At 73.6% G+C, this 15,621-nt stretch carries 9 protein-coding genes and 1 pseudogene; 6 read left to right on the top strand and 4 right to left on the bottom strand.

Annotation, left to right across the window (positions count from 1 at the left end):
• Positions 1-51: 51 nt before the first annotated feature.
• Positions 52-1,512: a C40 family peptidase gene (locus DRB06_RS11265; protein ID WP_258522245.1), complete on the bottom strand. Its 1,461-nt coding sequence runs from the start codon at positions 1,510-1,512 to the stop codon at positions 52-54.
• 305 nt (positions 1,513-1,817) lie between these two features.
• Here DRB06_RS11265 and DRB06_RS11260 point away from each other — a divergent pair, with 305 nt between their 5' ends.
• The 5 genes and pseudogenes from DRB06_RS11260 (at position 1,818) to DRB06_RS11240 (ending at position 8,597) form a co-directional block, all read left to right on the top strand.
• Positions 1,818-3,179: an O-acetylhomoserine aminocarboxypropyltransferase/cysteine synthase family protein gene (locus DRB06_RS11260; RefSeq protein WP_108965784.1), complete on the top strand. Its 1,362-nt coding sequence runs from the start codon at positions 1,818-1,820 to the stop codon at positions 3,177-3,179.
• A gap of 53 nt (positions 3,180-3,232) precedes the next feature.
• Entirely contained in the window at positions 3,233-4,432 is a 1,200-nt protein-coding gene (locus DRB06_RS11255) for a homoserine O-acetyltransferase (protein ID WP_395994449.1), read from the top strand.
• Positions 4,429-5,508 carry an alpha/beta hydrolase gene (locus DRB06_RS11250; RefSeq protein WP_111819990.1) on the top strand — a complete coding sequence of 360 codons (1,080 nt, stop codon included), beginning with the start codon at positions 4,429-4,431 and terminating at the stop codon, positions 5,506-5,508. The genes DRB06_RS11255 and DRB06_RS11250 overlap by 4 nt, the downstream gene beginning before the upstream one ends.
• Positions 5,509-6,190: 682 nt before the next feature.
• Positions 6,191-7,225 (top strand): annotated as a pseudogene (locus tag DRB06_RS11245) (bifunctional lysylphosphatidylglycerol flippase/synthetase MprF); the annotation flags it as partial.
• Positions 7,218-8,597: an alpha/beta hydrolase family protein gene (locus DRB06_RS11240; RefSeq protein WP_111819988.1), complete on the top strand. Its 1,380-nt coding sequence runs from the start codon at positions 7,218-7,220 to the stop codon at positions 8,595-8,597. The pseudogene DRB06_RS11245 and the gene DRB06_RS11240, both read left to right, overlap by 8 nt.
• Positions 8,598-8,773: 176 nt before the next feature.
• Here the strand turns inward: DRB06_RS11240 and DRB06_RS11235 are convergent, their stop codons facing one another.
• The 3 genes from DRB06_RS11235 to DRB06_RS11225 form a co-directional block, all read right to left on the bottom strand.
• A complete protein-coding gene (locus tag DRB06_RS11235; protein ID WP_108965775.1) occupies positions 8,774-9,790 on the bottom strand; it encodes a hypothetical protein in 1,017 nt (338 codons plus the stop codon).
• Between the two features lie 293 nt (positions 9,791-10,083).
• Positions 10,084-13,872: a transglutaminase domain-containing protein gene (locus tag DRB06_RS11230; protein ID WP_111819987.1), complete on the bottom strand. Its 3,789-nt coding sequence runs from the start codon at positions 13,870-13,872 to the stop codon at positions 10,084-10,086.
• 4 nt (positions 13,873-13,876) lie between these two features.
• Entirely contained in the window at positions 13,877-14,878 is a 1,002-nt protein-coding gene (locus DRB06_RS11225; RefSeq protein WP_258522244.1) for a MoxR family ATPase, read from the bottom strand.
• A 198-nt stretch (positions 14,879-15,076) separates the two neighbouring features.
• Here DRB06_RS11225 and DRB06_RS11220 point away from each other — a divergent pair, with 198 nt between their 5' ends.
• Entirely contained in the window at positions 15,077-15,616 is a 540-nt protein-coding gene (locus tag DRB06_RS11220; RefSeq protein ID WP_220093022.1) for a MauE/DoxX family redox-associated membrane protein, read from the top strand.
• Positions 15,617-15,621 lie beyond the last annotated feature (5 nt).

Here is a 15,621-nt window from a genome sequence, read left to right as displayed (position 1 = left end):
GGCCGCCGGCACCACGAGGTGCCGGCGGCCGTCTGCTTTTGGCCTCGCCGCTCAGGGACGGACCGCGTAGGGCATGATCTGGGAGTACCAGACGGAGCGAATACTCACGTTGTAAGGGGAGTAGTTGGCGTCGATGAGCATGCCGTTGCCCAGGTACATGGCCACGTGGTAGATGCCGGGCTGGGTGCCGTTGGAGGACCAGAACAGCAGGTCGCCGGGCTGGGCCTGGGCCAGCGGAATCTTGGTGCCCTGCCCGTACTGGGCGCGTGAGGAGTGCGTCAGGTACACCCCGGCGTTGCGGTAGGCGCGCATGACCATGCCGGAGCAGTCCACGCCCGCGTCGGACTCGCCGCCCCACACGTAGCGGATGCCCAATTGAGCCTTCGCCCCGGCGATCGCCGCCTGCGCCTTGCTGGTGGAACTGCCGGAGCTGGTCGACGACGAGGCGGCCGGGGCGGAGGTTGTGGTCTGTGTGGTTGTCTGCCGCGGCGCGGATGCCGTGGAGGACGAACTCGAGGTAGTGCTGCTGCTCGATGAGGCCGCCCCGGAGGAGCTGGAGGACTGCGCGGGCTGCTGGCTCTGGGCCGGGGAGGCTGCGGAGGATCCTGTACCCGAGTCGGCGCCGGAGCCGGACGCACCGGCAGAGGCCGGCGCCTGAGTGGCCTCGGCCGGCTGGGCCTGCTCCTGCGCGGTCTGCTCCGCGGCGGCCTTCTCGGCCGCCTCCTTCGCGGCCGCCTCCTCGCGGGCTTGGCGCTCCGCCTCCAGCTGGTCCTGGTAGGCGGTCTCGAGCTCCACGGTGGTGTTGCGCTGCTCGGCGAGCTGGGCGATGAGGCTGGCGCGCTCGGTCTCGGCGTTGGTCTGGGCCGTCTGGGCGGCGGTGGCCGCCGCGTCGGCGTCGGCCTTGGCGGTGGCTGCGGCGTCTGCGGCCGCCTGCTTGGTTTCCACCTTCTCGTCCGCGATGGACTGCATCGTGTCCGCGACCGCCTGGAGGGCCTCGACGTTCTGCAGCTGGGCGTCGGTGTTCTCCCCGGCGCGGGTCAGGGCCACGCTGACGTCGGTGGCGTCGCCCAAGGACTCGCCGGACAGGTAGGGGGCCAGGGAGTCCAGTGTGCCGGCGCTGCCCGCCTCGTAGGTCTCGGCGACCACCGAGCCCATGTCGGCGCGGGCCTCCTCGGTGTCCGCGGCCGCGGCGTCGGCGGCGGCCTGGGCGTCCTCGGCGTCGGTGGTGGCGGTGTCGAGTTCGTCGAGCGCGGTCAGGTAGTCCTCGTTGGCGACGGAGGCCGCAAGCTCGGCGGCGGCCGTGGTGGCGCTCAGTTCTGACAGGGAGGCCTCGAGGGAGGCGATGGAGGCCGCGGTCGTCTGCTCGGCGGACTTGGCCTGGTCGATGTCGTCCTGGGTTACGTCATCGGCTGCGGCGGCCGGGGTGAGCGTGACGGCGAGCGCAAGTGCCGCGGCCGTAAGGCTCACACGCCGGGCAGCGTTCGCGCGGCGCGGGCGATGGGTCGTGCTCACAGATTCTCCGAACGTGTTACGGCGCGCCTCCTTGACCGACGCACCCTGGGTGTCTGCGGATACCGTACCCACCAACGCCCGCAAGAGAAACAGAAACAACAGATTTCACAGGAGTCACAAGACATCACTCACGTACCACAAACCCCGCAATGGAGCGGATCCACGACACACTCCACGCCAACGTGACGTTCGTCACATCGCCTACTGAGGTAGCGTTTTGCCCGCAGGCAAGCCGACCCGCGGCCTCCCGCACCCGGCCGGCAGCCCCGCAACACTCCCGCCGATCTGCCAACCAAGGAGTTCTCATGGCTGACACCCCGTCCAGCACTCCCGCGCACGTCCCCTCCCCCGCTGACCCGACCGGCTGGCACTTCGAGACCATGCAGGTGCAGGCCGGCCACACCCCGGACTCCGACACCGGCGCCCGCGCCATCCCGATCTACCAGTCGACCTCCTTCGTTTTTCCCGACGCCCAGGAGGCCGCCGACCGCTTCGCCCTGAAGTCCCTGGGCCCGATCTACACGCGCCTGGACAACCCCACCAACCAGATCGTCGCCCGCCGCATCGCCGCCCTCGAGGGCGGCGTCGGCGCCCACCTGGTCTCCTCCGGGATGGCGGCCCAGGCCCTTACCTTCGTCACCCTGGGCGGGGCCGGCTCCAACATCGTCGCCTCCCCCTCCCTGTACGGCGGCACCGTCAACCAGCTGAAGCACACCCTGCCGAAGCTGGGCATCGAGACCCGCTTCGTGGACGAGCCGGGCAGCCCCGACGCCTGGGCGGCGCTGGCCGACGAGCGCACCATTTGCTTCTTCGGCGAGTCCATCCCCAACCCCAAGGGCGACATCCTCGACATCGAGCCGATCGCGCAGACCGCACATGCGCTGGGAATCCCGCTGGTGGTGGACAACACCGTCGCCTCCCCCTACCTGATCCGCCCCTTCGAGTGGGGTGCCGACATCGTGGTCCACGCGGCCACCAAGTTCCTCGGCGGGCACGGCTCCACCGTCATGGGCGTGGTCGTGGACTCCGGCAACTTCGACTACGCCTCCCAGCCCGAGCGCTTCCCCGCCTTCAACACCCCCGACCCCTCCTACAACGGGCTCGTCTACGCCCGCGACCTGGGCGTGGGCAGCCCGCTGGGCAACATGGCCTTCATCCTGCGGGCCCACACCGCAGGCCAGCGCGACCTCGGCTTCGCCGCCGGCCCGGTGGACGCCTTCCTGATCGCCCAGGGCGTCGAGACCCTCTCCCTGCGCATGGAACGGCACGTCGACAACGCGCTCGCCGTCGCGCAGTGGCTCGAGGGCCGGCCCGAGGTGGCCGAGGTGCGCTACTCGGGGCTCGAGTCCAGCCCCTACTACGAGCTGCACCGCAAGTATTGCCCGCGGGGCGCGGGCAGCGTCTTCGCCTTCGACCTGGTCGGCGGCCGGGAGGCCGGCGCCGCCTTCATCGATGCCCTCGGCCTGTTCTCGAACCTGGCCAACATTGGCGATGTCCGCTCCCTGGCCGTGCACCCGGCGACGACGACGCACTCGCAGCTGACCGACGCCGAGCTGTCCCGTGCGGGCATCAGCGCCGGCACCGTGCGCCTGAGCATCGGCATTGAGCACGTCGACGACATCATCGCCGACCTCGAACGGGGCCTGGCCGCCGTCGCCGCGCTCTAGCCCGACCGCCGGGGCCGCGGGGGCCTCGCCCGGCGCCCGCCGCCCCGGCTACCATGACGGCCATGACCTCGCCCATTTCACCGGTGCCGGGGGTCGGCACGGCGACCCTCAAGCTCGTCGACCGTTCGGCGGGTTCCCCCACGGGCGCCTGGCGACCCGGCGACGACCCGGGCCACCGCCGCTTCCTGGAGATCGGCGACCTGCCCCTGGACTCCGGCGAGATCCTGCCCGAGACGCATCTGGCCTTTGAGACCTGGGGGCAGCTGACGCCCGCGCGCGACAACGCCGTCCTGGTGCTGCACGCCCTGACCGGCGACTCCCACGTCACCGGGGACGCCGGCCCCGGCCACCCCACCGCCGGCTGGTGGGACACCCTGGTCGGCCCCGGCCGCGCCATCGACACCGACCGCTACTTCGTGGTGGCGGCGAATATCCTCGGCGGCTGCCAGGGCTCCACCGGCCCCTCCTCCACCGCCCCGGACGGCCGCCCCTGGGGCTCACGCTTCCCCTGGCTGACCACCCGCGACGCCGTCCGCGCCGAGTCGCGGCTGGCCGACGCCCTCGGCATCGACGCCTTCCACCTGGTCATCGGCGCCTCCCTGGGCGGGCACCGCGCCCTGGAATGGGGCGTGATGAACCCCGAGCGGGTGCGCAACCTGGCGCTGGTGGCCACCGGCGCCTCCACCACCGCCGACCAACTCGCCTGGTGCCACCTGCAGGAACTGGCGATCGTCGGGGACCCCTACTTCCTCGACGGCGACTACTACAACCACGTGGTCGGCCCCGTGCGCGGACTGGGACTGGCCCGCGCCATCGCCCACACCACCTACCGCTCCGCCGGGGAGCTGGACACGCGCTTCGGCCGCGCCCACCAGGGGCAGGAGGACCCCGCCGTCGGCGGCCGCTATCAGATCGAGTCCTACCTGGATCACCACGCCGGCAAGCTGCTAGCGCGTTTCGACGCCAACACCTACCTGATCGTCAACCACTCCATGATGGTGCACGACGTCGGTGTCGGGCGCGGCGGCATCGAGGCGGCCCTGGGGACGGTGACGGCCCGGACGCTGGTGGTCGACGTCGACTCCGATCGGCTCTTCCTGCCGGCGCAGGCCGAGGAACTGGCCCATGGCATCCCCGACACCCGCCGGGCCACCATCCACTCCCTGCACGGGCACGACGGCTTCCTCATCGAGGCCGATCAGATGGACGCCGCCCTGCGCGGCTTCCTGGCCGAGGACGAGCCCGGCCGATGAGCACGCCCACCGACCGGGCCCCCGCAGCCCCCGTCGACGCCTGGGGACCGGACGTGCTCGGCCCCGGCTTCCGCGCCCGCACGCTGCGGCTGCTGCCGGATGCGGAGGACGACGACGCCGTCGCCACCCTGGTCCACCACGTGCCCGCCCTGGACCCGGCCGCCCTGCCCGGCACCCCCACAATCCCGCGCTTCACCTTCCTGTACCTGCACGGCTGGAACGACTACTTCTTCCAGACGCACTTCGCCCGGGAGATCTCCCGCAGCGGCGGCGCCTTCTACGCCCTGGACCTGCGCCGCTACGGGCGTTCCCTGCGCGCGGGGCAGATGCATGGCTGGGTCACCTCCCTGACCGACTACGACGAGGAGATCGGCCTGGCCCTGGCGGCCATCCGCGCCGCCGAGGGCTGGGACACCCCCACCGTGCTGTGCGGTCACTCCACCGGCGGGCTCACCGCCGCCCTGTGGGCCGACCGCCACCCCGGCGCCGTCTCCGCACTGGTGCTGAACTCCGCCTGGCTGGAGATCCAGGGCGCCGAGCCGGTGCGCCTGGTCGGCGAGCCGGTGGTGCGCACGCTCGCCCGCCGCGACCCGCACATGGTGATCCCCACCCGCACCCATCCGCCGGAGGCCCTGTACTCGCTCGCCGACGGCTGGGACGTGGAGCGCGACGGCGAACTGCCCGACCCCGCCTGGGCGGACGACCCGTATGTGACCGGCTGGAACGTCGACCACGACTGGAAGATCGTGCCGTCGGCCCCCATACGCCCCGGCTGGCTGTTGGCGATCCTGGCCGGCCAGGCACGGGTGGCCGCGGGCCTGGATGTGCGCTGCCCGATCCTGTCCATGGGCTCGGCCCGCAGCCATTTGAGCGTGACCTGGACACCCGAGGCGCGCAGCACCGATACGGTGGTCGACGCCGACGCCACCGCCCGTCGGGCCATCGGCCTGGGCAACCTGGTGACGGTGGCCCGCTTCGAGGGCGGCGTGCACGACCTGGTGCTGTCCGCCCCGCCCGTGCGCGGCCAGGTGTTTTCGGCGCTGCGCCGCTGGCTGCGCGGCTACGTGCTCACCTGAGGCTACGGCGCTAGGCGATTTCCACGTCTTCACCGCCTGTTACGAGCTTTTGCACCCTGGTGTGCGGCAAATTCCCGCACACCAGGGTGCAAAAGCTCGCAGTAGACGACCGGTGCCCGGGCTGGGGCACTCGAGCCAAGGGCTACGGGGGCCACCAGGACGACTTTCTTCTTCCCGCCCCCCTACCCGGAGGTAGGGGATGTCCCCGACTCCGGGGGGAGCCCGATTCAGGGGCCGTTCATCCGCGGGGGTGAGGTGACCTGCACCACTGCTCGCGCACCATGGATTCATGTCCGCCCCAGCCATCTCACCGTCATCTCCCACCACCGCGGCGAGCCCCACCTGGCCGCGCATGACCCCCTCCGCAAGCGCCGCCACCCCGACACAGGTCCACGCCCCGAGGCGGCCGTACCCCACGCCGGCGCCGACGGCGCGCCCGCGTCACGCGGTTGCCCCCACCTCGGCACGCCCCTCCCGCGCGGCGCGCTACCGCACCATCGGGTTGACGCTGCTGGGCGTGGCCGCCGGCCTGCTCGCCGTCGTCATCGCCGTCGTCTGGAGCGCGGACGCTCGACCCTCGAGCCGGCTGCTCGTGCCGCTGCTGACCGGGCTCGTCCTGCTGGCCGTATGGCACCGCGAGCGCGTCACGCGACGCGCCCGCCCGGCCGCGGACACGCAGCGCGAGGAACTGGGCGCGCTCGTGCGCACGCATGGCGCCGGTACGCTCGGCTGGATGGCGACCTGGCCCGGCAACCAGGCGTGGATCACCGCCGACGGGGCCACCGGCTTCGCCTACCGGGCCGGCGGCGGCGTCGCCCTCACGCTCGGCGACCCGGCCACCGCGCCCGACAAGGTGGGCGCCGCGGTCGACGCCTTCGCCGCCTTCGCTGCCGACTCCGGGCTGATCCCGGCTCTGTACTCCGTGCACGCCCCGGTGATGGAGGCGGCGCGCTCGCGTGGCTGGACCGTCCTGCAGGTCGCCGAGGAGGCGGTGCTCGACCTGGACGGCCTGGAGTTCCGCGGCAAGGCCTTCCAGGACGTGCGCACCGCCCTGAATCACGCACGCCGGGAGGGGATCACCGCCCAATGGACCAGCTGGCCCACGGCGCCCGCCGGCCTGCGCGACCAGATCCGCGCCATCTCCCAGGAGTGGGCAGCGGACAAGCCCCTGCCGGAGATGGGCTTCACCCTCGGCGGCCTGCCCGAACTCGACGACGCCGACACCCGCCTGCTGCTGGCCGTCGACGCCGAGGGCACCGTCCACGCCGTCACCTCCTGGCTGCCCGTGTACCGCGACGGCGAGGTCGTCGGCCTCACCCTGGACGTCATGCGTCGGCGGCGCGGCGGGTGGCGGCCGGCCATCGAATACCTGATCGCCCGCGCGGTCCAGGACGCGCAGGCCGAGGGGCTGGAGCTGCTGTCCCTGTCCGGCGCCCCGCTGGCCCGCTCCGCCGATGCCGCCTGCCCGGGCGTGACCGCGGCTCGCCTGGACCCGGTACTGGACCGGCTGGCCCGCCTGCTGGAGCCGGCTTACGGATTCGCCTCCCTGCACGCCTTCAAGCAGAAGTTCCAGCCGCGAGCGGTGCCCATGTACCTGGCGGTGCCGGAGGCCATCGACCTGCCGGCGGTGGGGCTGGCGATCGCACACGCCTACGTGCCCGGCCTCACACCCGCGCAGGCGGCCCGCTTCGCCCGGGTGCTGGTGCATCATGACTGACGGAGTGGTGCAGCTACTGCGGCAGGTGCGGCTGCTGCACCCGTGGATGGGGGCGGCCTGCCTGGCGGTCGTGGCAGCGGTGGCGGCCGCGGTGTGGGTCACTCGCACCCGGCACCTGCCGTGGCGCCGGCAGCTCGCCGCGCCACTGGCTGGGGCGGGGACCGGAGCGGCCTGCTGGCTGGTGGTCGACTGCCTGTGGCGGCCCTTCGCCGACGGCGTGGGCGGCACCGTGTGGCTGTGGGTGGCGTTGACGGCGACCGTCGTCGTCCAGGTCCTACTCGGCGGGGACGCGGCCGCCGACCGGACCCGAGTGCGCGAGCACAAGCGGCGGATGGTGCGCGCCGCCGGGTCGGGCGTGTCCATCACCGCCACCGTGGCAGCCGCCTGCCTGGCCGTCAACGCGTTCTTCGCCGCCTACCCGTCGGCCGCCGCGGTGCTCGGCATGGGGGTGGCGACGACGCCGTTGGCGTCCCTGCCGGCAGCGGCCGCCCTGCCGCGTCACCCCGAGCGCGGGCAAGGCGCGCTTGAAGACACGTGGCAGGCGCCCGCCGCCATGCCGCAGACCGGGGCCGTCGTCACCGCCACCATTCCGGCCGGCGACCAGTCCGGCACCGACGGCTTCACACCCCGCGACGCCTACATCTACCTGCCGCCGGCCTACCTGACGCCGCAGCGCCCGGCACTGCCGGTGCTGGTGCTGCTGACCGGCCAGCCGGGCAGCCCCTCGGACTGGTTCGAGCTTGGCGGGTTGAAGGACTCGCTGGACGCCTACGCCGCCGCGCACGCCGGCCTGGCGCCGGTGGTGGTGGTTGCGGATCTGCTGGGCAGCCCCTACCGCAATCCGCTGTGCGCAGACACGGTGCGCGGCGGAAAGGTGGCCACCTACCTGGAGCGGGACGTGCCCGCGTGGATTCGCGCTCACCTGCAGGTGGACGACGACGCCGCGCACTGGGCGATCGGAGGGCTGTCCAACGGCGGCACCTGCGCACTGCAGGCGGTGACCCGCTCCCCGCAGGTCTACCCCACCTTCCTGGCGATGAGCGCCGAGGAGCACCCCACCCTGGGGTCGGAGCAGCGCACCATCGACGTCGGCTTCGACGGGGACCGGGCCGCCTACGAGGCGAACGACCCCCTGTCCCTGCTGGCGGCCGCGCCGGCCGGAAGCTACGCGGGCGTGGCCGGGGTGTTGTCGGTGGGCACCGGGGACGACCGCTACGCGCAGGTGGTGCCGACCGTCGCTGACGCGGCCATGCGGGCGGGCATGTCCGTGACGGAGCGGGAGTATCCCGGCGGGCACACGTGGGCGGTGTGGTCGGCGGCGCTGCGCGATCAGCTCGACTGGCTGGGGCAGCGCCTCGCGCTCACGGCCTGAGCCTGGGGCACGCCTTTCCCCTCTGATACGAGCTTTTGCACCCTGGTGTGCGGCTATTTGCCATACACCAGGGTGCAAAAGCTCGCAGTAGGCGACCGGGCGACCCCTGAGGCGACCCGGGCGGCCTCTGAGGCGACCGGGGCGGCCTCCGCCGCCCGCCGTTCCGGTTTCCGCCTTCAGGCCAGTAGTTCGCGCAGGCTCGGACCGCCGACGCCGACGCGCCACACGCGCCAGCCGTCGATGTCCTGGGTGTGCTGGGCGGCGTTGGCGGCCGCGGACGGGTCCCGGTAGGCGGTGCCGTCGGCCAGGGTGATGGTGCCGTCGGCGGCCAGAGTCGCCCGGTGATCGATGCCGCGGCGCCGGCGCAGCCACACCAGGGTCGCCGGGGTCTCGAGCGCCTGGGCGATGGTCGCCAGGGCCTGCTCCGAGGCCGCACCGGAGGGGACCGTGGGTTCGGCGCCGAGTGCCGCCGCATCCAGGCGGTGTCCACTGGCGGAGACGGGGACCGGGGCCACGGCATCGGGCTGGGGGCTGGGCGGCTCGGCAACCACCGGCGTGGGCACGGTGGCGGTGGAAGGCTCGGGGTCGGCGTCCGAGGCCACCGTCTGCACGGCCGGGTCGGCGGCCTGGTCCAGGTCCAGCGCCTGGCTGGCGACGTCGGTGTGCAGCAGCTCCACGGATACCAGGGCACGTCCGTCCTCGGTGGAGCGCACCCGCAGTTCATGCAACTCCACGCCGGATTCGGCGATCATGCCGAAGGAGGTGCGCACGTCGTCGGCGATGGTGGTGGCCACGATGGTCAGACGCGGCCCGGGCTCGACGCCGGCGGGCATGGCGCCGCGGAATCCGGACCAGTCCCGCTCGAAGGCGGGCAGGCCCCCGGGGTAACGGGAGGCGAGCTGGTCGCGTCCGGTACGGGCGGCGTTGGTGGCGCGGGCCATGGCCAGCAGCAGTGCGGTGGAGTCGAGCACGTCAATGACCTCAATGGTGATGACCTGGCCGGCGGCGTCGAGCGCGGTCAGGGCGTCGCCCCCGACTACCTGGTCCCAGCCGACGGCCAGCAGCGGGCGGTGCAGGACCTCGGCGATCTGGCGGCGCACCGCGGCCAGGACGGCGGTGCGATCCGCATCGGTGGCAGGGCGGCCGAGAACCGCGGGCTCGAGCCGGTCATCCTTGAGGTCAAAGAGCGCCATCTTGCTGTGCCTTCCTGTCCGGCGCTCACCGCCCCGACGGGTCGCGCACTGTGCTGGGCCATCTTCTCACGCGCGGCCCCGAATACCGCCCCCGTGTGGGCGCCTGCACACGCCAACCGGAAGTCAGCGTGCGCGCATTGTCACCAACCGGGACAAACGACCGACTCATCGCCCCGGGTCGTTTTTGAGAACCGCATGATTCCAACGGTCACTAACTCGCGCTTAAGCGCTGCGGGCGCGTTTGTCCCCGTTCATGACAGTTCAGGACATTCCGGCGCCTGGGATCCAACCGCCTAGTGACGCCGACGCCAGAGGCTCGCGGGCAGTGCGCGGGCACGCAGCCGCCGGACCGACGACGTTGTCCGGGCCAACCCCGCGGTCCCGGTGCGCACCAGCCGGACCAGGCGCCGGTCGCCGGACTCGGTATCCCCGTTGCTGCGCTCCCGGCCGCCGAAGGCCTCGGCCACGGCCGCCTCGGCAAGCTCCGCCAGGGCACGACGCGCGGCCGCATCCAGGGCGGGGATGGCGGCGAGGTACTCGGCGAGGGCCTCATGTGTGCGCGCCCGCGGCCCGGCCCGCCCCGTCAGGGCATCGCCGTCACTGCGCGCGGCGCGCCCGGTCGCATCCCACAGGCCCAGGTCGGTGGCGGCGTCCTCCACTTCTTCCCAGGCCGCGGTCGCGGGCCGGTCACCCGCACGAATGCGCGCCAGCCGCCGCCGGCGCCGCCGGGCACGCACCAGGCCGGGCGCGGCCAGCAACAGCGTCACCCCAGCCACTCCAAGTAGCCATGACCGGCGTCGTCCCGGGCCGCCCTCGAACGCCGCCCCGCCGGTGGCGGGTGCTGCCGCCTCGGTGGAGGCGCCGGCGGACGGCGTCGCAGGTGCGGTCTGCGTCGAGGCGGTCGCCGTCGCAGAGGTGGCGGCGGTGGGCTCGGTCTGGGCCGCGGTGCCGGTGTCCGCGCGGGCCCCGGCGCCACCCGGTGTCGGCTCGAAGGCCACCCAGCCGACGTCGTCGAACCAGACCTCGGGCCAGGCGTGCAGATCCCGGCCGGACACGGCGGTGGTCGCCTCTCCGGCGCGAGAGGCGTAGCCGATGGCGATGCGAGTGGGCAGGCCGAGGCTGCGGGCCATCAGGGTGAAGGCGGCGGCGTAGTGGATGCAGTAGCCGCGCCGCTCGGTCAGGAAGCCGGTGACCGTCTCCACCGGCGCCACCTCCGCGTCGGCGTCAAAGCCACCGGGGGCCGACTCGTCGTAGACGAAGGCACCGGTGTGGAACCAGGCGGCCAAGGCGGCGGCGCGGGCGGCCGGATCCGCGCCGGTGCCGCCGAGCCCGGCGGCGTCAGCCACTTCCTGGGCGGTGACGGCGATCTGGTCGGCGCCCTCGGGCAGGGCCGTGTAGGCGGCCAGAGCCTCGGAGGCCGGGGCGGCGGCCGCGTAGGGCGGGGGTACCTGCGGGGTGCCGTCCGTGCCGGCGACCGCGTTCCACCCCAGTGCCGTGTAGCTGCTGCCGCTCGCGGCATCGGCACCCCGGGCGAGGACGGTGGAGGTGCCGGGCACCCACGCCCAGCCCCGCGGGTTCAGGGCCGTCGCGTCGGAGGAGTCTTGCGGGGGCGCGATCAATACCGTCGACTGTGGCAGTGGCAGGCGCGGGGAGGACAGGTTCAGGACGCGGAGGTGAATCCGTTGCAGGTCGGCGGCGCCGGAACGCACGTCGGTGCCGCTGAGCCCGGCGGCGGCGACGGCACCGCCTGCGGTCAGGGCGCCGGAACCGATGCGCCCGACCAGGCCGTCGGCGCGCGTGGGGCCGGGATCGTCCAGCGGCTCCCACTCCCGGCCGTCCAGGTCGCGGATGACGGCGAGGGTGAAGCGCAGGCCGGTTCCCGGGGCCACGCCCTCGGCGCTGTATTCGAAGGCGGTGGCGGCCGACCCGCGCACGAGGTCCTCCCCCAGGCTGAGCGTCGTGTCCGGCACGGATACCGCCGCCGGCCCGGTGCCGGACACGTTCCAACTCCAGGTTCGTGTCGGCACGGCCGGGGCCCGGGACAGCGCGCCCGCGGCCAGAGCCGTCGCCAGTACCGTCACCGCCGCGGTGCCGGCCAGCCGCCCGGCCGCACGTGTCAGGGCGGCGGCATTGCGGGGCGGTTGGAAACCGCCGTGACGGCGTCCTGGTCCCCAGCCCGGTCCGCCGCTGGGCGCCGAGGTGACAACCAGCAGTACCACGCCGACGGCGGCGGCCAAAAGCACGGCGCGGTCCGGGTACCGCCCCAGGACGACGCCGGGGGCCAGCAGGGCGGCGGTTGGCGCCAGCCCGGTGGCACCGCAGCGGTCGCCGCCGCCCGCACTCATGAGCGCACACGCCCAGGCCAGCAGCAGGGTGAACAGGCAGAGGGCGAAACCGAGCGCCCCGCCGGTAGCCAGGGGGGCGAGGCCGTTGCGCAGGATCGTTCCGACGGCGTGCAGCTGCGCCACGGGGTCGGCGAGCCAAGCCCGCGCCCGCACCATGTCCGGCCAGCACCACCACAATGCCCCGGTGCCGGCGACCAGGCCCAGACCACAGGCAAGGCCGCTCCGGTGGGGCCAGACGGTACGCGTCAGTGCGGGGAGCAGCAGGGTGGCTGCGGCGATCGTCAGGCTACGGGCCGCCCAGGGTTCGGGGGCCAGCAGGGGTGCCAGCGCGGTGGTGGCCAGGTGCCACAGGCCGACGACGATGAGCGCGGCAGCCAGGGGCTGCCAGCGGGAGGTGCGGGTGGGCGGCCGGGTGGACGGTGCCGGCCGCGCGGCCGTCGCCGGCTGTGGGCGGGCCGGCGCGGTGGGTGACGCCGACTCGGCCGGGATGGCAGCGAAGTCCGGTTCCGACTCCACCGCCAGCACCACGCCTCCGCGTGCCGGCTGAGGTGGTGGGTCGGCGGCGACGCCGGTGATGACCACGTCGGCATCGTGAGCCGGGATCCGGGCGGCAGTGCCGGGCTCGACCTCCACGACGGCCAGATGCCGCAGCAGGGCGACGGCGCCGCCCGGGGCGGCGTGGTGGATATCTGCGCCGAGTCGCAGTTCGACGTCGTGCCCGGCGCGCGCCCACGCCTCAAGCAGTCCGGCGGCCCGGCTCACCGCGGTCTCGAAACCGGCCGTGGCGCCCGGGGCCTCCGTGGCGCCCGGGGCAGCCGCCGAGGTCGCGGGGCCGGGCACGAGCGTGCCCGGTGCCTCCGGGGCGTCCGGGGCCGCCGCGGAGTGCGCCGTATCCGGGGCGGGCGCGTAGGCGTCGGCGCGCAGGTCCAGGCGCAGCCGGCGCGGCCGCCGACCCTCGCGCACCCGCTCGACCACGAGCAGCCGGTCCACGCGCGCGGACTGCCGCCAGTGGACGGCGCCGAGCGAGTCGCCGGGACGGTAGTCGCGCAAATTGCCGGGATCGGATCCCCCGGCACGGCCGCGAGCGCGCCAGGCCGAGGCGGTAGACGCGGTGGCGGCGTTCGGGTCGGCGGCGGCGACGGCCTCCGGCGGCGGCACGAGTGGTCGGGGCAGGACCAACAGGTCACCGTCGAGACCGAGCGGGATGCGGGCGCGTACCAGGCCGAGCGGGTCATGGCAGGTCAGGCCCTCCACGCCGACCGCGAGCCGGCCGCGTCGGCTCGGGCTGTGGGCGATCGCGCAGCCGCCCGCGACCACCGGGATCAGGAAACGGTCGCCGTCGACGCGCCAGGCCGCCCATAGGGGCATCCACCGAGGTAGACGCGTGTCCACGGCCAACCGCCACACGGCCCTCTCGCCGGCGTGGACGTCGCCGGGGCCGGTCAGGCGCGGACGTGGGCCGGCGGCGAGCGCGAGTAACCAGCCGGCAAGCAGGCCGGCGACCGCCAGTGCGGCCAGCACGATGCCCAGGTTCCGTGCGAGTGTCAGGCCGGCCCAGGCGCCGCCCACCGTCAAGGCCAGCGCGAGCAGGATGACCTGCCAGCCCGCCGCCGTCGGCGCCGCCCAGGGGATGCGGCGATGAGGCCGGCTGTTCCGGGCTCCCAGGTCGGTAGGGTGCCGGGGATGCGGGCGTTCGGGACCCGCTGGACGGCCCGGACGCTGGGATTTCACCGGCATCGGCTCAGGTCTCCGCCGGCACAGGGGTGTGGGCGACGATGCGCTCCAGGGCCGCGTCGGCGGCCGCGAGGGCGTCGGCGGCCTGGGCGTAGTGGCCGACGGGGACCAGCCGGTGGGCGAGCACGTCACCGCTGGCACGCGCGACGTCGTCGGGGGACACGAAGCCGCGGCCCGCCATGGCTGCGCGGGCGCGGGCGACGGCCGCCAGATGGAGGCCGGCGCGCGGGCTGGCGCCCAGGGCGAGGGCCGCGTCGCTGCGGGTGGCGGATACCAGGGCGACGATGTAGCGGGCGACGGCGGGGGCCAGATACAGGCCGGCGACGGCGGCGCGGGCCGCGCGGGCGTCGTGCTCGGAGGCGATGGGAGTGAGGGCGGTCAGGGGGTCGGCTGCGCCGCGGGCGAGCAGCATGGCCGCCTCGGCGTCGGGGGCGGGATAGCCCATGGTCAGGCGGGTCATGAAGCGGTCGCGCTGGGCCTCGGGCAACGCGAAGGTGCCCTCCATGTCCAGTGGATTCTGGGTGGCGATGACGATGAACGGGTCGGGCAGGGGCAGGGAGCGGCCCTCAACGCTGACCTGCCCCTCCCCCATGGCCTCCAGTAGGGCCGACTGAGTGCGGGGCGTGGCCCGGTTGATCTCGTCGGCGACCACGACGCCGGCGAACACCGGGCCGGGGTGAAAGCGGAACTCGCGGGTGGACTGGTCGTAGACGCTCACACCGGTGACATCGGCGGGCAGGAGGTCGGCGGTGAACTGGATGCGGGCCGAGCTCAGGTCCAGGCAGCGCGCGAGCGCGAGTGCGAGGGTGGTTTTGGCGACGCCGGGAACGTCTTCGATCAGGAGGTGGCCGCCGGCCAGGAAGGTGGCCAGGAGGGTGTCGATCGCCTCGGTCTTGCCGACGACTACGCGCTGCATTCGCTCCCGCAGGGCGTCGGCGAGTTCGCGCAGGGCGGCGGGGGCCATCGGTGTGTGCGAGTCGGCGGCGCCGCGGCTATTAGCGCTGGTCATGCGCCGATTCTGGCAGAGGTCTCCAGGTGGTGACAGGGGGTGGCAGGCCCTGGCAGCGCGAGTCCGGGCGCTTCCCGCAAGGCGCGAGTTCGTGTCGCCTAAGTATTGACCTGCGTCCGAATATCGAGCATCCTGAGACCACCGTCACAACGCGGCTCGCATTGTGTGGATGCACGCACAGCGGTCCGCAGAAGGAGCGTGAGTCCTGTGTCCCCGACTGTCCCGGTGGCCCTCGCGGTGGGTCGGATCCTGATCGGCCTGCTGCTCACGGTCAGCGCCTACGCGAAGCTCGCCACCCCGCGAGAGCTGCAGGTCGCCGACGTCGCCGGTTACCGTCTACTCCCCGGACGAGGCCCGCGGGCCGTGGCGATAGCCCTGCCCGCGGTCGAACTGTTCTTGGCTGGCTGCCTGGTGCTGGGCGGGCGCCTGCCCATCACCGAAACGATCACCGCCGTCCTGCTGCTGGCGCTGGCCGGCGCCTCGGTCAGCGTGCTCGCGCGCGGCATCAAGGCCGACTGCGGCTACTTCGGCTCGCGGCTGCGGTGGCGGGTGGGACCCGGCGTCGTCGCAGCGAATGTGGCGCTGGCCGCGGTGCTCGTGGCCGACCTGCTTGTCACCCCGCAGCGCCTGGTGCTGGCCAGCCCCGGCAGCAACATGGTGGTCATCGTGCTGGGTATCGCCATGTTCTTCAATCTGCTGACGAACTGGGACAAGTTCCGTCAGCCGCAGCCGGCCTGAGGACC

The organism is Actinomyces sp. Z5 (assembly GCF_003287795.1).
Classification (GTDB): domain Bacteria; phylum Actinomycetota; class Actinomycetes; order Actinomycetales; family Actinomycetaceae; genus Actinomyces; species Actinomyces glycerinitolerans.
Note: the sequence above shows the minus strand (reverse complement) of the source record. Positions and strands in the feature narration are given on the sequence as shown.